Origin of the sequence: Kribbella deserti, assembly GCF_042434725.1 — a bacterium.
In the GTDB taxonomy this organism is placed as follows: Bacteria; Actinomycetota; Actinomycetes; order Propionibacteriales; family Kribbellaceae; genus Kribbella; species Kribbella deserti.
The window spans coordinates 550,818-573,108 of sequence record NZ_JBHLTC010000001.1 but is presented as its reverse complement, the minus strand read 5'-3'; the positions used below and the strand labels follow the sequence as shown (position 1 = coordinate 573,108).

Below are 22,291 nucleotides of genomic sequence, written 5' to 3'. Positions count from 1 at the left end.
TTCCTGCCGGCCCTGGGGGGACGGTAGCCGAGGACCTCGGAGTCATCGGCAGGCCGGCACCGCCCACATCGCGACCGTTTCAGGCGCTGTTACGAGAATTGCAGGTTCCTGCAAATCTCCTACTGCTCGGCCTCAGCGTGTTAATGCCTTGGCTACGGCTTCGAGGACTACGCGGTTGCGGCCGGAGGTGGTGACGGAGGCGGTGGCAGCGGGGACTAGGGCGCGGTCTTCGGGGATTCCGGTGCAGAGAACGAAGGCGTCGCGGGACTTGAGGATGTTCGCGAGGGCTTCGGCCATCCACGGCGTACGGACTGCGTCCTGGATCGCTACGACCAGCGCCCGGCCTTCCGAAGCCGCTAGGGCGGTTGCGAGGGCCTCGGGGTCGCTGTTCCGGAGTACGACGCCGTCAGAGCCTGGGGCAATTCCGGCGAACACCTCGGGCAGACCGCTGAAGTACGGGTTCCAGGCGGGGTGGAGGCCTTGCGTGAGGTCGATGACGTACGGCGTACCGCCGAGCGCGGGAAGCTCTTGACCGGCCAAGAGGCGTTCGGCCACTTCACGTACGGGTGCTCCATCCAGCCCGGGCAGCCGCTTCCGCCCGGCAAGATCCGCGGCAAGGCCGCGAACCCGTGCAGCCGCGTCGGCCAGGCGGGACGCGTCTAGACGGCCACTACCGACGGCCTCGACTAGATGAGCGGTGAGGCCTCTCGGGTCGGCATCACCGATTGCCACCATGGCGAGATCCGCGCCGGCCTGAATCGAGGCGACGGCCGCTTGCTCGATCGACTGGTGCTTGGTGATCGCCTGCATCTCCAGGGCGTCGGTGGTGATCACGCCGGTGAAACCGAGTTCCTCGCGCAGGAGGCCTGTGAGGATCCGGTGGGACATCGTCGCGGGCTTGTCGTCATACGCCGAGAACACGATGTGCGCGCTCATCACCACGTCGGCGCCGGCCGCGATCGTGGCGGCGAACGGAGCCAGTTCGACGGCCGTGACCTCCTCGATCGAACGGTCGACCCGCGGCAGCGCGAGGTGCGAGTCCACCGCGACGTCGCCGTGGCCGGGGAAATGCTTGGGGCAGGCGGCGATGCCCGCGTCGCGTACGCCCTCGACGAAGGCGACACCGTGACGCGAAACCACCTCGGCCGTCGTACCGAACGAGCGGGTCGAGATGATCGGGTTGGCGGGATTGCTGTTCACGTCGACCGAGGGCGCGAGCATCACGTCGATACCGAGTTCGGCCAGCGTGGCGGCGGCGTCGCGCGCCGAGGCCCGGGTCAGCGCGGGGTCGTCCACATCGCCGAGTGAGCGCGGCGACGCCAACGGCCAGGGGTTGGCCGGCGCGAGGTGGCTGAACTCGCCGCCCTCGTGATCGATCGCGATCAGCAGGTCCGGCCGCTCGGCTCGCAACGCAGTGGTCAGGGCGGAGACCTGGTCTGCGTTTTCGACGTTGCGGGTGAACAAGATCACCGCGCCCAGTCCGGCCGCGACTGCGCGGCGTAACTCAGCGGAGGCGGTCGTTCCGGTGAAGCCGACGATCAGGGCGCCCGCGGCGTCGCGGTCCAAGTGGTCACTCATAAGAAAACTCTCTCCTAAAGTCGGCCGCGCCGCCAGAGGCGTGCATCCGGCGGCGCGTCGCAGCGCCCTCAAGCCGTGCTGCAGTCGCTCCCGGTAAGCCCTGTCCGAGGTCGTCGAGGCTGACGTTGTCAGCTGGTTCGCGTACCGCCTGACGGGACGACGCCGGGTAGTCTCACGCGTGATTAGCAAGAAGTTCCGCAACTTACCTCTCGCTGTATTGGTCAGTTGCAGATAACGTTGTCTCGACCTAGCCCCGCTCTCGACGGAGCCACATCACCGTGACCGTGCAGATCACCCGCGTCTCCTCCCCCGAACTCTTTGTTGGCTCTGACAACGACCCGCGCCAGATTCTGCGGATCGAGCTGGACCGGCCGGCCGCCACGACCGCGCTCACCGTGCGTGTCGAAGGGCGCGATATCGCGGGCCACTTCGACCTGCCCGCCGGCGATGGCCCGGTCCGGCTGGAGGTTCCGCTGGACGTCGCCGACGGCCTGCGTACGGCGTACGGCTCGGCCGTCGACTGCACGGTGACCGTCGCGGACGCGGACGGCGCCGTCGTCGCGACCGACAGCGGTCAGGTCGTCATCGCCGAGCCCGGCTGGACGATGGTGATGGTCTCGCACTTCCACTACGACCCGGTCTGGTGGAACACCCAAGCGGCGTACACGACGAGCTGGGATCTCCAGGGCGCCGACGGGACCACCCGGCCGGTCTACACGCACAACGCGTTCTACCTGGTCGACGCGCATCTACGGCTGGCGCTGCGCGATCCGGCGTACTGCTTCGTGCTGTCGGAGCTGGACTACCTCAAGCCGTACTTCGACACGTTCCCCGAGCACCGGCAGGTACTACGCCGGCTGATCGCGGAAGGCCGGGTAGAGATCATCGGCGGCACGTACAACGAGCCGAACACGAACCTCACCGGCGCCGAAACCACCATTCGCAACATCGTCTACGGCATCGGCTACCAGCGGGACATCCTCGGCGGTGATCCCCAGAATGCCTGGCAGCTGGACGTATTCGGGCATGACCCGCAGTTCCCGGGATACCTCGCCAAGGCGGGTTTGACCGGTAGTGCCTGGGCGCGCGGGCCGCACCACCAGTGGGGACCGCTGCGGCAGGCGTGGGGTGATCCCAAGAGTGGAACCGCCGCGGTCATGCAGTTCGCCAGCGAGTTCGAGTGGATCAGCCCGAGTGGTGACGGCGTACTCACGCACTACATGCCGGACCACTACGGACCCGGCTGGGACATGCAGCACGCGCCTACTGTCGAGGCGGCGGGCGATACGGCGTACAACCTGTTCGTGACGCTCAAAAGCGTTGCGGCCACTAAGAACACCTTGTTGCCGGTAGGAGGCGATTACGCCCCGCCAAACAACTGGATCACGGCACTGCACCACGACTGGGCCGATCGCTATGCGTGGCCCAAGTTCGTCTGCGGCACCACTAAGCACTTCATGGACCGGGTGCGGGCCGAACTGGCAGAAGAAGGCCGCAAGCCTTCACCTCAGTCGCGGGACATGAACCCGATCTACACCGGCAAGGACGTCTCCTACATCGACACCAAGCAGGCCCAGCGTGCTGCCGAAGTAGCCGCTGTAGACGCTGAGAAGCTCGGGACCTTCGCAGACCTACTTGGGCTCGGTACGTACGCCGACGCCGCCTTGGACAAGGTCTGGCGGCAACTGGCGTACGGCGCCCACCACGACGCCATTACCGGCTCGGAGTCGGACCAGGTCTACATCGACCTCGTGACGGGTTGGCGCGAGGCGCACGACCTGTCGGCCGACGCGCGCGATGCCGCCCTGCAGGCTTTTGCAGCCCGTATCGACACTTCCGCTTTCGGCTCACAGGCTGTGGTGGTCACCAACACGCTCTCGTTCGACCGGACCGACCTGGTCACGGTCGCCGTGGATTCGCCGCTCGCGGTGCTCGACGAGAACGGCGCCGAGGTCCCGTCCGTACTGGAGGGTGGCTCGCTCACCTTCCTTGCGACGGACGTGCCGTCGATGGGCTGGCGCAGCTACCAGCTTGTTGCCGCCAGCAACGGTACGGCGAACTGGGACGCGGGTGACGCCGAAACCTCGGTGGGCAACGAGTTCTTCACCGTGACGGTCGACCCCGCGCGCGGTGGCGGAATTTCCAGCATCGTGGACAAGCGGACCGGCCGGGAGATGCTGACCGGCCTCGGCAACGAACTGCGGGTCTACGAGGAGTATCCGGACCACCCGCGGTTCGGCGAAGGCCCTTGGCACCTCACGCCGTCCGGCCCGGTGGTCGGGTCGTCCGCTCAGCCCGCGAAGGTGTTCACTCAGACGAGTCCGCTCGGTAGCCGGGTGGTCAGCCGCGGCGAGGTGGACGGCATCGCGTACGAATCGGTCGTCACCGCGTACGCCGGGCTCGACCGGATCGAGTTCACCACGCGGATCCTCGATCACGCCCAGTCCGACCGGTTGGTGCGGGTCAAGTTCCCGGCCGACGTGCCGGGCGCCCTGCCGCTGAGCGAGGTCGCCGGCGCGGTGGTGGGACGCGGGTTCGGCCTGATCGACGTGGACAGCGCGACCGCCCCCTGGACGCTGGACAACCCGGCGAACACCTGGTTCGGCCTCGGCACGACCGCGCGGATCGACCTGGTCGATGCCGCCGGCAATCAGGTGGGCACGCGCCCGATGGCCGTCGCCGAGATCGTCGTACCGGATGGGTCCGAGCCGTCGGACGTGCGCGAACTGGTGGTCGCGTTGGCCCGGGTGGGCGTGACTGCGACGACCTCGCTCGCGAGCGGGTCGCGGTACGGCTCACTGGCGGTCGACTCGAACCTGCCGGACCTCCGGATCCTCATCGGTACGCCGGAGAACAACCCGCTGATCGCATCGCTCGGCGCCCTGCTTGGTTCCTCGACTCGCGGCCCGGTGCTGGTTCCGCCGAAGACCGCGCTCGCCGAGGTGTGGCAACCGAACGCGGATGTGCGCGACGTCCGGGCCATTCCCGCGCTGGTGTTGCCGACCGAGGACGCCGTTCAGGCCGCGATCGACGGGCTTGCCGCTGCGCGCATCACCGCCTCGGTCTCAGGCGACGGCGTGGTCGAGGAGTTCGAGGACTACACCGTCGCGCTGCTGACGTACGGTCTGCCGGGCTTCGCAGTGGATGCCACTGGCGCCTTGCACGCGTCGCTGCTGCGCTCGTGTACGGGTTGGCCGTCGGGACTCTGGATCGACCCACCGCGCCGTACGACGCCGGATGGTTCGGCGTTCCAGTTGCAGCACTGGACGCACGAGTTCCGGTATGCCCTCGTCACGGGCGCGGGTGATTGGCGCTCGCTGCAGCTTCCGGCTCGGGGCCAGGAGTTCTCGTCACCGTTGCTCGCGGCAACCACTGACGCGCACCCGGGCGGATTGCCCGCGACGCATTCGTTGCTGCGGGTCTCCCCTGCGCGCGACGTCCTGCTGTCCACGGCAAAGCCCGCGGGCAACCCGATCGCCCACGGCGCCTCGCGGCCTTCGGATCCGCGCGACGGCGTGATGCTCCGGTTGATCGAGGCGACCGGCCTTGGCGCGACCGCCCGGGTGACCTCCGCGCTGCCGATCGCCGGCGCGGCCCACGCGGATCTGCTGGAGAACCGGGGCGCTCCGCTGGTTACGGCCGACGGCGCGCTGGAGGTGGAACTGGCCGGGTCCGCGGTCGACAGCTTCATCGTCGATCTCGCTTCCGTGGCCGATCTGCCTCGCGACGCCGCCGTACTCGGCCCTGCCGGCGAGGTGGCCCAGCCGTCGTACGCGCGGTACTGGCTGCACAACCGAGGCCCTGCGCAGATGGGATTCCTGCCGGTCAGCGTCTCCGTCTCGCCCACGCTCGCCACCACGGTCACGAATCCGGTCGACCTGACCCTGGTGATCACCAGCCAGTACGTCGACTCGGCCGTCGCGGGCCGGGTGGTTCTCGACCTACCGGACGGCTGGACCGTTGACCTGCAGGAACAGCGGATCAGCCTCGCCCCAGGTGGACACGTGAAGTTCGAGGCACGCGTCACTCCATCCGCGGATTGCGTGCCCGGGCAGTACTTCCTCGCCGCGCAGGTTCATACCGACACGGACGACCTCGCGGGTGGTGCCGGGGTCCAGGTGGTTGAGGATGTGGTCACGGTCTTCGTCGGCGACAGCCCGGAGGCCGACGCAACGATCGGCTTCGGCCGGCCGCCGGCGCAGGGGCCCGACCACGGATCCGGCGCCGTTGACGGTCGGCCCGGACGGGCGACGGGCCTCGAGATCGAGCCGTCGACGACGTCGATCCGCCTCGCGCCGGGCGAACGGACAACCCTCGATCTGACGCTGACGAACAACGCACGCTCGGAGATCCGCGCCGAGTTGCAACTGGCCTCGCCGTACGGGACGTGGTCCTGGTTGCCCGAACCCCTCCGGGCGGTCGTCGTACCATCCAGGTCGACGGTGGTCGTCCAGGTGCCGGTGGTCGCTCCGGCCGACGCCACTCCGGCGCATGCGTGGGTGATGCCGAAGGTGATGTGGTTCGGCCGCGCGCAGTACGCGCCAACCGTTCGGCTTGAGGTGACCGGGTGACGGCCGTGATCGCCCACGGGCACGGTCATGGCCATTCGTTGCCGGGGGCACCTGGTCACGGTCATTCGTTGCCGGAGGCACCTGAAGGTGTGATGGGCTATGTCAGCACAACGCCGGTCGACCGGGCTCTGCTGGACGAACGGATGGCCGCACTACGAGCCGGGGACGAGGCCGGCGTACTGCCTCGGGCCGAGACCCGCGACGGCCGCCAGCTCACCCGATGGGTCGCGCAGGTGGTTCTCACCGAGGAGCTGTGCGCCGACGAGCTCCGCCGCCGCGGCCACACCGACGCCGACGGGGCCACCGGTGGGCATGCGGGTGAAGACGCCAATGGAGACGCCGGTGGGGACGCCGGGCCGCTGGATGTGTCGACGGCGATCGCGATCGGGTCGATCACGGCCGCGGCGCTCGCCGGTTCGGCCGTCGTACGGCGGGTCGCGGAACTCGTGAGCGCGGACGTGCGCATACCCGCGGCGCAGCTCGCGTACGCCGCCGACATGCTCGGCGAGGAACCACCCGGCGACCCGGATGTGCCGACACGGCAGTGGCACGCCGATCTGCTCACCAGTGCCCGGCTGGAGGCGTTCTCGCGCTGGCTCAACAAGGCGCGGCACGAGCGCCTACAGCTGGTGCGCGGGCTGGAGCATCCCGGCGACAGCAATCAACCCGACAACCTGCATCGGCACTGAGGGGGACTGTGAACGACAAGACCGTGCTCGGTATCGATATCGGCGGTACCAAGCTGGCCGCCGCGATCGTCAGTACCGATGGCGAAATCCTCACTCAGAACCGCATCCCGACCCCGACAGGTGATGCCGACGAGATCTTCGCGGCGCTGCGCGAACTGATCGACACTGTTCGGGGCGACGCCTCCCCCGCGGCCGTCGGCATCGGCTCGGCCGGACCACTGGACCAGCAGCTCGGACTCGTCTCGCCGGTGAACATCGCCGGCTGGCGCAACTTCCCGCTGGTGGATCGCGTTCGCGCCCTGGTGGACGACGTACCGGTGACGCTCGGGGTGGACGGGCACTGCTTCGCGCTCGGCGAATTCTGGACCGGCGCCGGCCGGGGCGAACGCAACCTGCTCGGCATCGTCGTCTCAACCGGCGTCGGCGCGGGCATCGTGAACGACGGCCGGCCCCTGCTCGGCCAGTCCGGCAACGCGGCCCACCTCGGCCACATGGTGGTCGACCTCGACGGCGAACCGTGTGCATGCGGGTCGTTCGGCTGCGTCGAGACGTACGCGAGTGGTCCGCGCATGGTCGCCCGGGCCCAACGTCGCGGCTGGCGCCCGGGCGAATCCGTCGACGCCGCGGTGCTCTCCGCCGACGCTGCCGCAGGCAACGAACTCGCCCTGGCCGCCTTCGACGACGGCGCTCAGGCCCTCGCCGCGGGCATCGTCGCCACGGCGGTCACGGTCGACCTCACCACCGTAGTCATCGGCGGAGGTGTAGCCAAAGCCGGGCCGATCCTGTTCGACCCGGTCCAGCGCTGGGTCAAACGCTTCGCCCAACTGCCGTACGTCACCGACCTCTCGGTCCGCCCAGCCCAACTAGAAAACGCCGGCCTCCTAGGCGCCGCCCGCCTAGCCCTAAACACCCTCCACCCCTAACTCCTCCCCCCCGGCGTGTCGCCACCCCCATCATCGGACGCTAGTGACCAGGCGTGTCGCCCTTCATCGGACGCTTCTGACGAGGTCTCGGCGTGTCATCGGGCGCTTGTGACCGGGTGTGTCGCCGTTCATCGGACGCTTGTGACCGGGCGTGTCGCCGTTCATCGGGCGCTTGTGACCAGCCTCGGTCGGGCGCAGCGGCGCTCTGATGCTCAGGACACTCGCTCCTGCACTGATGGGCGCGGCCGCGAGCTCGGTTTCACGTTCGGGCCGCAGTTCGGGTAGGGCATGTTCGGACCGATGAACACCAAGAGGTGGGCCATATGCCGCACCGTGCGATGGCGAGGAGTGCAGCCAACCAGTCGCGAAATGGTCAGGAGCGTCCGATGAACGCCGACACGCCCGGTCACAAGCGCCCGATGACACGCCGGGGGCTGGTCAGAAGCGTCCGATGAAGGGCGACACGCCTGGTTAGAAGGGTCCGATGACACGCCGTCGGGCCCGGTCGACGGGTGGGTGGGCGGAAGTGAGGTTGTTTCGGCATTTGGGGTGCTTGGGAGAGGGCTTTCGTGAGCACTTTTGCGCAATTCACCCTCAGTTACCAAAAACCCTGTAACGCGGCGGCCCGCTTACGCGATGCAACCAATGGATGGGGTGGGGGCACCGTATCCGGACAATCAGGGGGACCTGCTTGTCAGGGATTGTCGATCCGTGGATGTGGCGAGGGAGACCTCGCCGCATCCACGGATTGTCGGACTATCCGCCAATCAGACAGCACGTCCACCCAGCGTCACTCGGGGCGCTTGAGCGCAGGGTAGGTAGGTCATGGACGTCCTTGTACTTCTGATCTTCGCCGGGTTCTTCGCCACGCTCACCGTGGCCGCGACGGCAAACGGCGGTCTGCTCCGCGCTTCCATGCGCAGAACCAAACTCTTCCAGGGCGTCGCGCTCGTCGCTGGAACCGTGCTGGTGCCGCTCGATCTTTCGGTCGCGGCCTACGGCACGATCGGTGGCGGACAGTCCACCTTGGCCGATATCGCCGCGCGTCTGCTGCTGCTGAACGTCGCCGCGTCGTGCGGAATCGCCGCGCTGCACAGCTACCTGCGCCGCCCGGGCTTCGCGTCCGAAGACGATATGGACCTGCCCACGCGCGGCCTAGCGTCGGGAAATGACGGGCGCGGCCTCGCGTCGGATCTGCCTGCGACCGGTGGCGTCGGTACGAACACGGTGGTCATGGCGCGCGTTTCGGCCACTGCTACGAATCACGTTTCGGCCCGCGCTACGGAACCGGCCTTACGGCTCGGCGTACTGGGTTGGGTTGGTCCGCTGGTGGCGCTGGTCGCGGTCGCCGGCATGGTGCTGCTCGACCAAATGCGGAACCACGCGGACATCGCGGCCGTCCGACCGGTCTGGGCCGTGTACTCGGTCCTGATCTGCGTCATCAGTGCCTACGCCCTGCTCCGGCAGCGCGCAAGGGGAGCGATCGATCCTCAGGAGGGATGAGGATCGACGCGGGTTCTGCACCGCGGACGGTGGATCGCCGGAGCCAGGCGGAGGGGCTCGGCACCGGATACCGGCCACCCGTCCGCGGTGCAGAACGCTAAACCGCAGAACGCAAAACCAGCCGTCCCGACCTCAGCCGGGCCGAGGACTCACCAGAACGTCCGACTACGGCTAGATGATGCCGCCGGGGCTGCGGGTCAACTCGTCCAGTACGTCGAGGAACGCGGCCCGCCAACCGTCGATCGTCTTCTCCTCGAACAGGTCCGTCGAGTACTCGAACCGCCCGCTGATCCCAGACGTGCCCGACGTGAGTACGACGTACAGCTCGGTGCGGGCCGTTCCGGGCGCCTCCAGCTGCTGCAGATCCGCTGACAGTCCGGGCAGTTCCACCCGCGGATGCGGCGTCGTCGCCACGGTGAACAACACCTGCGGCGATTCCACCGGACGCTCTGGATCGACCAGCCGGTAGACCTCGGCGAGGCCCAGCGCGTGATGGTCGAGCGCCTTGAACACCCGCGAACCGACCTGCGCGACCAGATCCGCGAATCGGATCTCCGTGCCCAGGCTCAACCGGACCAGCAGCGCCTCGCCCACCGGGCCGACGGTCTTCGCGTGCTCGGGACGAACCCGGCTCGGGCTCGACAACGCCACCACCAGGTCGCGTTCGCCGGACAGCCTGGCCATCCAGACGGCATACGCCGCGGTGAGTACGGATGCCCGGGTACTACCGAGCTTCTCCGCCACCCGGTCGAGCAGCATCACGGTCCGCTCGGGTACGTCGAACCGGACCGAGTCGCCATTGCCGGACAACCGCTCGGGCCTCGGCCGGTCGTACGGCAAGGCCAGTCGCAGCGGAGCGCCCGCCAGCTCCGTACGCCAGAACCGCTCGAGTTCCGTACGACGCGTTGACGCCTCGGCGAGCCGCCAGCGGGTGTAGTCGGTGTACGACGCGGCCGGGCCGAGCGGGTTCGGCATACCCGCAAGGACTTCGGCGTACAACGAGGACAGGTCCGACCAGATCAGCGCGGTGGACCAGGCATCCGTGACCAGGTGATGCACCACCAGCACGAGCACCCAACGGTCATCCGCCAGGCGGCCCAGGTGTGCGCGCCATAACGGTGCCTCGCCGGGTTCCAGGCCTTCGGACGCGAGCGCCTCGCTCCACGCTTCGCCGTCGTCGGTCGCCAGGCCGAGATCCTCGACCGGCAACCGGACCGGCACCTGGTCGAGCACTTCCTGTACGACGCCGCCCGGGCGGTCGACGAACCGGGTCCGCAGCGCGGGGTGGCGGTCGACCAGCATCCAGAAGGCGTGGTCGAGCGCTGCCGGGTCGAGCTTGCCGGCCAACAGGACGCGGTGCGCCACGTTGTAGACCGCGGGCCGCTCGCCCAGCTTGTGCAGATCGAGCAACCGGGCCTGCGTACTGCTCACGGGCGCCGAATCGACAACCACACTCGCGACGCCGTGTCCGTCCGACAACGCCCCGATCAGCAAACCGTCGCCGATCACCACGTCATCGTCGTCGTCATCGACAAGATCCGCCGCGGGCAACCCCGCCGCCAACGCCTCAGCCTCAACCGCTTCCGCCTCAGCCGACCGCACCTCTGCCGACTCCGTTCCAGCAGGTTGCACCTCAGCCATTTCTGTTCCGGCCGACTGCACCTCAGTCGATTCCGGGTCAGCCGCTTGCAGGTCAACTGCTTCGGTGTCAGCCGATTCCGCATCAACCGCCGCGCTCTCAGCCGCGTCGCCGGAGTCCACGTCCGCAGTGGAAGCCTCAGCCTCGGCCACCTCGGCCACTTCGGACCCCGACCGCCCGACGTCTCCGGTGGGCGCCTCGACGAGGGCCGGCTTCACCTCGCCTTGTTCAGCGCCGTTCAACTGGGCTTCGGAAACCTCGGTCCCGTTGACCATCAACTCCGACTCAGGCGTCACCTCACCACCCGCCGAATCGCCGGCAGCCGCCCCAGCGGCAGACGCAACGGCAGGCGGCGCAGCGGCGGGAGACGCAACGGCAGCAGCGGCCGCAGCAGCGTCACCAGCTGCGTCCGGAGCAGCGGCCTCAGTCGCGGCAGGACCAGCAGGAGCGGAGTCGGTGCGGGACGGCTTGGCACGGTTGCCCTTGGCGTTGAACTTCTTCGCCGGGGTCTTGCCGGTCGGCGCCGCGTTCTGCTCGACCGGGACCTCGATCTCGATCACCTCGATCGGCGGCGATACCACCTCCACCAACTCGTTGCCCTCAGCAACCGAGGCAGGATCGATCAACCCGGCCAACGTACGAATCGTCTGCGCCTGGAACAGCATCGCCACGTCCAGCCGCAAACCAACCGCGCGCATCCGCTCGACCAGCCGGACCGCGGCCATCGAGTTTCCGCCCAGCTCGAAGTACGAGCGATCCACCGGCACCTGGCGGGCACCCAGCTCCGCCGCCCAGATCTCCTGCAGCCCACGCTCGAGTGCGGTCCGCGGCTCACCATCACCCTCGACCGGTGAATCCCAAGCGGGCAAGGGCAAACGCGCGCGATCCAGCTTGCCACCCGGCGTCAACGGCAGGGCCTCGATCGGCATCAGCAAGGCCGGCACCAGGTACTCCGGCAGGACCTTGCGCAGTTCGCCGATAACCTCCGCCGGACCGGACACACCCTCCGCGAGCACGACGTACGCGATCAAGCAGGTCTCGCCCGCCGGGTCGTTGCCAACGACAACCACCGCATCCGTGACCTGCGGGAGTTCGGTCAGCACATGCTGGGTCTCCCCCGGCTCGACCCGATTGCCGCGGATCTTGACCTGGTCGTCCAGCCGACCGAGGTACTGCAGCGTGCCGTCCGGACGCCAGCGACCGAGATCGCGGGTGCGGTAGAGCCTCGCGCCGGGCTGTTCCGGGTCCGTCACGAAGGCGGCGGCGGTCTCGTCCGGCCGGCCGATGTAACCGCGGGCAACCGACGTACCACCCAAGTGGATCTCACCGACAGCGCCGACCGGCACCGGCCGGGACCGCTCGTCGAGCAACCGAACCAGCACGCCCTCGATCGGACGGCCGATGGCGGGACGATCCTCAGCGCCGTACACGGGCTGGGCCGTCGCGATGATCGAGGCCTCGGTCGGTCCGTACTCGTTGGAGAGCAGACAGTCCGGGTGCGAAGCGAAGAACTGGCGAACCTCGTCCGTGACGACCAGTTCCTCGCCCACCGAGACGATCTCGCGCAGACCGGGCAGCGACGGCCCGGTCGCGAGGAACCGGGTCAGCGGCGTGTAGGTCATGAACAGCCGCTCGACGCCGGCCTCGTTGATGACGGCCTCGATCGCCGCCGGGTCGAACCGCGATTCCTCGGGCAGCAGGACCAGCGCCGAGCCCGAGGCCAGCGTGGTGAACAGCTCCTGCACGCTCACGTCGAACCCGAACGACGTCCACTGCAACGTACGCAGGGCCGCGCGCTCGCGCTGGTAGTGCCGGATGACCGCGACCGGGCCGCGATGCGGTACGGCGACACCCTTCGGCCGACCGGTCGAGCCGGACGTATAGGCGCAGTACGCGATCCGGGCCGGATCAGCCGGTACGCCGGGGCCTTTGCCCGCGCGCGGGTCATCGCCCGCCGAGCCCTCCGAGCTCCCCGAGCTCCCCGAGCCCGCCGCATTCGCCGCGTTGGCCGGGAGCAGCCGCAGGCCGAGGCGATCCGCCAGCGCGGCGTCATCGCCGACCAGCGCGACCGCGCCCGCGTCGGCCGTCATGAAGGCCCAGCGCGCCTCGGGCAGGCCCGGGTCCAGCGGCAGGTAGGCTGCTCCGGCCTTGAGCACTGCCAGTACGGCGACGACCAGTTCGACGCCGCGGTCCTGGCGGATCGCCACCAGCTGGTCGGGCTCGACGCCGAGGTCGACCAACTGCCAGGCGATCGCGTTCGCGCGGCGATCGAGTTCGGCGTAGGTCAGTTCGCGCTCGCCGTCGAGCAGGGCGATCGCGTCGGGCGTCCGGGCGGCCTGCTCCTCGAACAACGTGTGCAGCCCGGCCGTGTCATCACTCGCCTGCGTGCCGGACCAGCGATCCAGTACGGCGCGATCCGCGGCGGTCGGCGCCGTCAGCACCGCGAGCGGGGTATCACCCGAACTCGTTGCCCTGCGCAACACGGCCTCGACGTACTCGAGCAGGCGGCGCACGGTCACCTCGTCGTACAAGGCGGTGCTGTACTCCGCGGTGCAGCGAATTCCGTCGGCGTGCTGCACCAGGTAGAGCGTCAGATCGAGCGGCGCGCGGTCAGCGGGCACGTCGACCACGGTGGCCCGCAAGCCGGGCGGATCGAACGCTACGTCCGGGGTGTGCCCGTACTCCACGAGCACCTGGAAGATCGGATTGCGCGCGGGATCGCGAACCGGGTTCAGCGCCTCGACCAGTTCGTCGAAGCCGGCGCCGGTGTGATCAACGGCCTCCATCGTTGCCTCGCGCACCCGAACGGCCAGGTCGGCCAAGGTCGGTTCGCCGGTCAGGTCCATCCGCAGCGGCACGGGCTCGATGAACAGGCCGACGAGTTCCTCGGTACCAGCCGGGCGGTTCGAGAGCGCCGTACCGATGACGAGGTCCTGCTGTCCGGCAAACCGGCCGAGCACGGCGCCAACGGCCGCGAGCAGGGTCATGAACGGCGTGACCCGGTTCTGCCGGCTGAAGGCGGCGACCTCTTCGCGCAAGCCGGCATCCAGCTCGTGCACCAGTGAGGCGCCTTCGACGGTTGCGTGGGACGGCCGCGGCCGGTCGGTCGGCAGCCGCAACGGGACCAGGTCGGACAGGGTTTCACGCCAGTAACCGAGGTCCTCGGCCTTGCGCGCGAGGTCCACCGAACGGCTAGCGGCGTACGCCGGATAGCTGGTCGTCAGCGCGGCCGGTTCGTCACCGCGGTAGTACGCGGCGAGGTCCTGCAGGAACACCTGGGTGGAGTACGAGTCGAAGACCAGGTGGTGGACCAGCAGGATCAGCAGATGCCGGTCATCGGCCAGCCGCACCAAACGGGCCCTGAGCAACGGGCCACCGGCGAGATCGAACGGCCCGGCCAGTTCGTCCAGCACGGCCCAGGCCGCATCGTCCTCATCATTGCCCTCGGCAACGGCCAACGGAAGCTCGACCCGGCTCGCGTGCACCTGCTGGGCGGGTGATCCCTCGAGGACCGGGAAGGACGTACGCAACGGGGCGTGCCGGTCCACCACTCGCTCGAACGCCCAGCGCAGGCGGCCGACGTCGAGCGGTCCGTCCAGGCGGATCACCTTGGACTCGTGGTACGCGTCGCGATCCGGGCGCAGTTGTTCGAGGAACCAGATCCCGCGCTGGCCCGGTGTGAGCGGCGCCTGCACCGGAGCCTCGTCCGCCGCCGGGCGCGAAACGACTGGTGCCACCGGCAACGATTCGGCCGGGGTTTCCGCCGTACGGCTTGACTGCGCGGGCGTCGCGCGGCCGAGCAACGTGAGCTGATCGCGCATCATGCCGGTGATCTGCTCGACCAGGGCCGCGGCGACCTTGAGCTGTTCGGTCATCAACGCGGCGATCGCCGGGTCCTCCGGGCCGATCGGCGCCGACTCGACCCGGGCCACCAGCTCGGCCAGGCCGTCTCCGAGCACGCTCAACGCGGTCTGGGCCTCGCTCACACCCGCAGGCAGAACCGAAGGCTCGGGTGCCGGCTCGGTGGTCGCCTCCGGCATCGAAGGCGGCGCGGCCGCGGCCACGGCGGTGGCCAGCCGGTGCGGGGTGTCGAGACCGCTGAACAGGTCCCGCACCTCCAGCTCGGCCGAGAAGCGCTGGCGGACCTCCTGGACCACCCGCAGCATCGACAGCGATTCCGCGCCGAGCTCCAGGAACGTGTGGTCCGAGGTGATGTCGAGCGGATCCAGCCCGAGCTGTTCCGCGGTCAGGTCGAGAATGATCTCGAGAGCCGACTGGTACCGCGCGGCGACCGCATCCGCGTCGGTCGGCGCCGGCGCGGGCTCGAACCCACCCGGTACGCCGCTGTCGAGGTCGATTCGCGTGGCGCGAGTGGCCGCGGCGGTCTCCACCTCGGTCCGCGCGGGCCTGGCGGGACGCCCGGCCTCCTCCACACGGTGGTTGATCTTGCGGAACGGGTACGGCGGGAGGGGAACGCGCCCGCTGGTCTCGAAGACCTTGTCCCAGTTGATCTCGGCGCCCTGGCGGTACAACTCGGCCAGCGCGTTCATCGTGGCGAGCACCGGGTCCTGGCCCAGCCGCTGGGTCGGGATCCACGTGCTGTTGGGCGCGATCCGGCGACCGGCCGGGCTGAGTACGGCGTCGGGGCCGAGCTCGAGGAACCGGCGGCAACCGGCTGCGGTCAACGCCTCCACGGCCGCACCGAACAGCACGGGCTCTCGCAACTGCCCCACCAGGTAGTCGACGTCGAGCACGGTGTCGGTCTCGAGCAGATCGCCGGACCAGGTGCTGACCATCGGCGTACGCAAAGGCCGCAGCGTCACCTCTGCCGCGACGGCGGCGAAGTCGCCCAGGATCGGGTCGAGCAACGAACTGTGGAACGCCCGATCCACGTCGATCCGCTGCCAGGCAACGTCTTCCAGCAGGTCGAGCTTTTCCGCGAGTTGGCCGACCACGACCTCCGCGCCGGTCAGCACGAACGAGTGCGGACCGTTGCCCGCGGCAATCTCCACGCCCGGGGTCTGAACGAGCTCACGCACACGATCCGCGTTGGCCCGTACGGCGACCATCGCGCCAGGCTCGGTGCCCTGCTGCAGCAACTTCCCGCGGCGCGTGGTGAGCCGGACGCCGTCCGGCACCGACAGGGCCCCGGCCACGCAGAGCGCGGCGTACTCCCCCACGCTGTGGCCGACCACCAGGGCCGGCTCCACGCCGAACGAGCGCCACAACTTGGCTAGAGCCACCTCGAAGGCGAATAGCGCGGGCTGCGCCGTCTCAGTCGGCCAGGCCTCGTCGGCGCCGTCGGACGACATGAGCAAGGCAAGAAGACTTCCACCCGTCTCATCGGCGTAGACCGCGTCGCACTCTTCCAAGGTCTTACGGAAGACCGGGAAGCGCGCAGCCAGGCCTGCGGCCATACCGCGCCTGGCGGCACCTTGACCGGTGAAGGCGAAGCCGAGAGGGCCCGGGCCGCCGCGCGGCAGTTCGCCCTGCTCGGGTCGTTCGAGCGCGGCCGCGAGGTCCTTGGCCGAGGAACCAGTCACCGCGAGGCGATACCGCAAGGCCGGACGACCCAGGGCCGCCGTGCCGGCGAGATCGATCAGGCGACGCTCGGGATGGGCCAGCAGGTCCTCGCGAACCAGGCCGGCGAGTTCCTCGAGGGCCTCGGGCTCGGCGGCCGACAAAGCCAGCACGACCGGACCGTCCGCGCCACGGCGAACCGCGGCCGGAGGCTCTTCGAGAATGACGTGGGCGCTGCTGCCGTCGTTGCCGACGGCATTCACTCCGGCGCGGAGCGGGCCTTCGCTCGCGGTCCACTCGACGGGCTCGCTGTCCGGGCTGCGGAAGGGACCAGCGAGGTCGGGGCCACCGCCGAGCGTCGGTACCAGCGTGCGGTGCTGCAGCATCAGCACGGTCTTGAGCAGACCCGCCATGCCGGCGGCGTTGTCCAGGTAGCCGATATTCGGCTGGACGGATCCCAACGTGCAGAAGGCGGTCTTGTCCGTACGCCGGCCGAGCGCTTCGGCCAGAGCGCGGTACTCCACCTCGTCGTCATCGGGCGCGCCGATGCCGTCCACCTCGATATAGCCGAGGGTGTCCGCGTCGAGCCCGGCCTGTTGCAGCGCCTGCTCGATCACCTCGATCCGGCTCTCCAGCGCGGGCGCGCCAGCACCCTCGTTGTTGACCGCAGAACCGCGGATGACCGCGTGAATGGTGTCGCCGTCGGCCAGCGCCTTGTCGAGCCGCTTCAGCAGTACTGCCGCGACACCGTGGCCCGCGACGGTTCCGCCGTACTCGTTGCTGCGGGCCCTTAAAGCGGTTGCCTGCGGCACCTGAACCGCGGCCGCACCGGCCAGCGCGAGGTCGGTATCACCGCTGCGCAAGGCCTGGCAGGCGAGATGTACCGCGACGAGGGAGGACGAACCAGCGGTCTGTACGCCGATGGCGGGACCGGTGAGACCGAGGCGATAGGCGACGCGGGTCGCCAGGAAGTCGGGCTGGGTGGCGCCCGAACCGGCGAACAGGCCGATCCGCCCACTGCCCGGACCGGCATAACCGCCATGCTCGAGCGCGTGCTGCGCCACCTCGAGGAAATGCCGCTGCGCCGGGTCGGTCAGCTCGGCCTCGCGCGGGCTGATCCCGAAGAACTCCGCATCAAACGCCTCCACCTCGGCCAACACCCCGCCCACGCCGTCCACCGGCGAGTCGGTACTGCCGGCCGCCGTGTCAGCGTCAGTGTCCGGGCCAGTGGTGCTGTCGATGGCGCTAGTGAGGTTCTGCCAGAACCGGTCGAGGCTAGTTGCTCCGGGCAACCGCGCAGCCATGCCGATGATCGCGATCGGATCGACAGCGACTGGCCGGGCTGCGCGCTCCACCGGGTCCATATTCAGCTGGGCGTGAAGGTAGTTGCCGAGAGCAAGTACAGTCGCGTGGTCGAACATGGCCGTCCGCGGGAACTCGAACCCAAGCTCCCGCTGCAACCGCCCATGCACCTGCACCATCGACACCGAGTCCACGCCAAGCTGATGCAACGGCGCCTGCACGTCGACGTCCTGCCCCAGCACGGCCCCGAACACCCGCGCCACGACCGCAACCGTCCCAGCGGATTCCTCGACAACGTCTCCGCCGCGAACGCCGCCCTGCGCCGCCACCTCCGACTCAGCCTTACCCGGTCGGCCGGCCTCGTCCTTCGCGGCGGACTCCGCAGCAGCCGACTTGTTCGACGCAGCAGACCCATACGGCGCGGTGATCCCGTTGACCACCGCCCCCGCGACCCCGTTCGAAGCCTTCCCCTTGGAGCCGTTCGCCTCATTGGGCACGGCGTTCCCATTGGGCGCGGCGTTCCCATTGGGCGCGGCGTTCCCATCGGGCGCAGCGTTCCCATCGGGCGCAGCGTTCCCATCGGGCGCAGCGTTCCCATCAGCTGCAGCGCTGCCCTGCGACGCGGCACTCCCCTGCGAGGCAGCACTCCCGTTAGGCGCGGTGCTCCCGTTAGGCGCGGTGCTCTGGCCGGACCCCTCGGCCGCCTTCGCGGCGATCCCGTCGTTTCCGGCCGCTTCCTCGGGCGCCGTACTCCCGTTCAACCCGGTCGACGCCGTGCTGCGGTTTGACGCGCTCGCCTCATTCGGCGCGGTGGCGCCGTTCGGGGCTGCGGTCCCGTTCGGCGCGGCGGTGCCGTTCGGGGCGCTCGTCCCGATCGGTGCGGGCTTGCTACTGGACTCGGCTGCAGCGCTCGATGGCGTCTTGCCATTCGAGTTGACTGTCCCGTTGGCCGAACCCACGAAGTCGGCCCCGGACACCACCGGAATCGACTGAATCACCGGCGCCGCGGACGCTACCTGCTGCCCACCACCCGCCGCCTTCTCACCGGCTCCAGCACCCTCGCCCGCGACGCCAGCACCAGTCGCCGCAGCCAACTCGACCTCAACAGCACCCTCACCACCGGCAGCACTCTCGCCCTGGGCCGCACTCTCACCCTGAGCGGCGCTCTCGGCGACGGCAACGGATGGCTCGACATCGCCTTCGGCGGTCACAACCTCCGCCTCGCTCGCCACGACGGCGCCTTCGGCGGAGTCCGCCGCACCAGCTTTGCTCGCGACGGCTGCAGCGGCTGCCGTGTCTGACTCGGTGGGTACGGCGGCGGTCTTGGTGCCGGCTTCCGCCTCGGGGTCGGCATCGCTTGCAGAGACGCTTCCGGCTGCGGGCGCGACTTCGCCGGCTGCGGCGGTGTCTACCTCCTCGGCGGCCGAGGTGGCGTTGGCGTCGCCGGCCGAGCTGGCGTTGGCGTCGCCGGCCGAATTGGTGTCGCCGGCCGAGTTTGCCTGAGTGGCCGCGTTTGCCTGAATGGCCGCGATGGTCTGCTTGGTCGAGTCGTTCTTGGCGGTCGGTTGTTCGGCGGACTCGGTGACGCTGGGGGCGTTTTGCTTAGAGCCGATAGCCGGTAGTACGACGGTCTGCTCGGACTCGGATTCGTCACCTTCGAGGAATTCGGCCTTGCCAGCTGGTTCGACGCCTTCGCCGCTCGTGCCGGACTCACTCGTCGCCTGCTCGTCGCGGTCATGCGTCGTGGCGGCCGTGGTCGTACCGGGCAGCGTGGGATCGCTGAGCTCCGCAGCGGCCTCGCTGGCCTCCACGTCCGCGTTGGGCACGTCGGCCTCCACGGCCGCGTTGGGTACGTCGGTCCCCGCGGCCGCGTTGGGCACGTCGGTCCCCACGGCCGCGTGGGGTATGTCGGCCGCGGACTCTTCGGCTGCGGGTCCGGCGCTCGCGTTGTCGGACGGTGCCGATTCGCTGGCGGCGCTTTGCTCGATCGAGGCTTCCTCGGCCGTAGCTGCGCCGGCGTCTTCGATGGCGTCGGCATCGGATGCCGCCCGCCCGGCGTCCTCCACGCCAGCAGACTTAGCGGCTTCCGACTGAGTGACGGCCGTTTGCTCGGCGGTGTCCGCGACGGCGGGATGTGGCGCGATTGCGGCTGCCGGGAGGTTGGGGCTGGTTGGCTCGACCGCCTCTCGCTCAGTAGCGGGCTGCTCGGCGACGGCCGGAGCGGCTGTCGGGCGGGTCGGGGCGACGGTGCGGCCGGGGTTTGCGGTCAGGGTGGGATCGGCGTTCGCCGCCGGGGTGTGGAGGGTGTGGATTGTGGGGGCCTGCGGGCGTTGCGCCTTGGCTGCCGGGGACTTCTGTTGGCGATCGGCCTTCACCCTCGGGAGGACGATCGTTGCGTCGCCCTCGTCCGCTCCACCCGGCTGTACGGCGGTCTCCTGGGCTTCAGCGGACTTGTCGGCCGTCAAGGCGTCAGTAGCGTCCGAAGGCGCCTGCTGATGGGTCTCCTGCGGAGTTCCCACAGAAGCAGCACCAAGCTCGTCCTCGGCATCAGCGTCCGTCACGGCACCACCGACCGGCCCGACACTCGCGTCCACGTCGACGCCACGGACCACCTCAGCGCCAGCGGTCGGCTCGGCGTTCAGAGTCGACTCGACGTCAGCGGTCGGCTCGGCGGAAGCGGTGGACTCGAGGTCAGCAGTCGGCTCGGCGGAAGCGGTCGGAGCCGGTTCGGCGGCGAGGGGCGTACTGGGGTCTTGGGTTGGGGTGGGGGGCAGGAGGGTGTTGTCGAGCCAGCGGTCGCGGAGGGTGGGGCGGAGGAGCTTGCCGCCGGTGGTGAGGGGGAAACGATGGCGAGGTACGGGGACTACCTCGGCCGGAAGGCCTAGGCGTTCGAAGAGAACCGCCTGGACGGCGTCCGTCGTACTGGCGGCTGGTTCGGTCTCTGTGGCGTAGAAGACGACCAGGCGGTCCGTACCCAGGGCGGCGTCGGGGATGCCGCATGCGGCGACGAGGCCCGGCTGCACGCCGTCCACTGTCGCGGCGAGGGCCTCGATGTCCTGGGCCTGGTGGTTCTGGCCGTTGATGATGATGCGGTCGCTGTCCCGGCCGGTGATGACCACCTGGCCGCCGGTCATGAAGGCCTGGTCGCCGGTGGCGAGCCACTTGCGCGCGGGCCAGTTTCCGATCGGGAACGCCGCGCGGTCGGCCTGGGGGTCACTGAGGTAGCCAGGAGTCACCCGGGCCGAGGCGACCTGCAGCTCGCCGACCCAGCCTTCGGGCAGTACGCGGCCGTTGGCCCCGACGATCCGCACGGTCACACCCGGCGCGGGCGCACCAGCCGAAACCAGGCTCAGCGCGGGCGGTGCCGTCGTACCGGAGCGGTGGGCGACGGTGACCGGGGCCGTGGCCGGGACGCGGTTGTCGAGCCACTCCACGGTGCCGCCCGGGCCGATCCGGACGCGGTGCACGTTCGCGGCGAGGCCCGGCCGGGCGAAGGTGATACCGGTGACCGTCTCGGTCATGCCCCAGGACGGTACGAACGTCTCCGGCACGATCCCGAACCGGCTGGTGACCCGCAGGAACTCGGCCACCACCGGCACGGTGATCTGCTCGCCACCACTCACCAGCGAGCGCAGCGTCGACAGGTCCCAGTGCCGGTCGGGATCGGCCTGCACGGCGGCGGTGACGAGGCGGTACGCGAAGTTCGGCGCCCACGAGTGGTTCACCCGGTGCGCCGCCATCAGGTCGAACCAGCGCAGCGGATCGGCCAGCACCCAGTTGGTCGAGGCGTGGATATTCGTACAGCCGATGAACACCGGCAGCAGGTGGTAGAGCAGGAAGGCGCCGCTGTGATCGAGCGGCAGCCAGTTCAGCGTGATCTGGCCGGGCCGGATCGGCAGCATAGCCGGCGTGCCCGCGGCGAACTCCACCAGGCCGCGATGCGTCAGCTGGATCACCTTCGGCGCGCCCGTCGTACCGGACGACATCATCAGTACGGCGACCTCGTCCGGCGCGGGCCGGTGGAACTCCGTGGCGGGCTCATGCCCGGCGAGCGCGTCCGGGTCGAGCACCAGCAGGCCGAGATCCGTCGGCAGATCCGACGGCCGGCCGATCAGAACGGGATTGCCGAGTACGGCGGCGATCCGGCGCAACCGCTCCCGGCCCTCACCGGCGGAGTCGCCGGCGATCGCGGGTGAGGCCAGCAGCGGGCGGATACCACCGAGGCTGCAGGCCCAGAACGACGCGAGGAAGCCGATCGGCTCGGTGCAGTGCACGATCGCGGCGTCACCCGGGGCCACGCCGTTCGCGCGCAGGCCGGACAGGATGCGCGCGGCCAGTTCCAGCAGGATCGGGTTGTCCAGGCGCGTCGAACGGCCGTCGGGTCCCACCTCGACGACGCCGGCCTCGGGAAAGTTGCGGGCGGCGTGCACGAGTGCCGACGGAAGGTCGCGCGGGTATCCGGCCGGAATCATCAACGCCGGACCCGAGCTGATCGCTGATCGCTCCACGGTGCTCCTCATCGCGGCCTCACCCCCAGCCACCGGGCGACCGGCGTACCACGGACAC

At 69.5% G+C, this 22,291-nt stretch carries 6 protein-coding genes; 4 read left to right on the top strand and 2 right to left on the bottom strand.

The features are described from left to right. Window positions 1-132: 132 nt before the first annotated feature. Window positions 133-1,578, bottom strand: a complete 1,446-nt coding sequence (gene nagZ / locus ACFFGN_RS02635; RefSeq protein WP_380043618.1) for a beta-N-acetylhexosaminidase — start codon at window positions 1,576-1,578, stop codon at window positions 133-135. 278 nt (window positions 1,579-1,856) lie between these two features. On the opposite strand from nagZ, the gene ACFFGN_RS02630 reads away from it, so the two are divergent. The 4 genes from ACFFGN_RS02630 (at window position 1,857) to ACFFGN_RS02615 (ending at window position 9,264) form a co-directional block, all read left to right on the top strand. After that, entirely contained in the window at window positions 1,857-6,149 is a 4,293-nt protein-coding gene (locus ACFFGN_RS02630) for a glycoside hydrolase family 38 N-terminal domain-containing protein (protein WP_380043617.1), read from the top strand. Further along, window positions 6,146-6,838, top strand: a complete 693-nt coding sequence (locus ACFFGN_RS02625; protein ID WP_380043616.1) for a DUF7158 domain-containing protein — start codon at window positions 6,146-6,148, stop codon at window positions 6,836-6,838. The genes ACFFGN_RS02630 and ACFFGN_RS02625 overlap by 4 nt, the downstream gene beginning before the upstream one ends. A gap of 8 nt (window positions 6,839-6,846) precedes the next feature. Next, window positions 6,847-7,761, top strand: coding sequence for an ROK family protein (locus ACFFGN_RS02620; RefSeq protein ID WP_380043615.1), 915 nt, complete (start codon window positions 6,847-6,849; stop codon window positions 7,759-7,761). A gap of 825 nt (window positions 7,762-8,586) precedes the next feature. Then, a complete protein-coding gene (locus tag ACFFGN_RS02615; RefSeq protein WP_380043614.1) occupies window positions 8,587-9,264 on the top strand; it encodes a hypothetical protein in 678 nt (225 codons plus the stop codon). Between the two features lie 171 nt (window positions 9,265-9,435). On the opposite strand, the gene ACFFGN_RS02610 is transcribed toward ACFFGN_RS02615, so the two are convergent. After that, the gene (locus ACFFGN_RS02610) at window positions 9,436-22,245 is read right to left on the bottom strand and encodes a non-ribosomal peptide synthetase (RefSeq protein WP_380043613.1); all 12,810 of its coding nucleotides are present in this window, start codon (window positions 22,243-22,245) and stop codon (window positions 9,436-9,438) included. Window positions 22,246-22,291 lie beyond the last annotated feature (46 nt).

What these genes read in the sequence shown, in the direction of transcription:
- nagZ (WP_380043618.1), bottom strand. Translation starts at nt 1,578, where the DNA reads ATGAGTGACCACTTGGACCGCGACGCCGCGGGCGCCCTGATCGTCGGC.
- ACFFGN_RS02615 (WP_380043614.1), top strand. Translation starts at nt 8,587, where the DNA reads ATGGACGTCCTTGTACTTCTGATCTTCGCCGGGTTCTTCGCCACGCTC.
- ACFFGN_RS02610 (WP_380043613.1), bottom strand. Translation starts at nt 22,245, where the DNA reads ATGAGGAGCACCGTGGAGCGATCAGCGATCAGCTCGGGTCCGGCGTTG.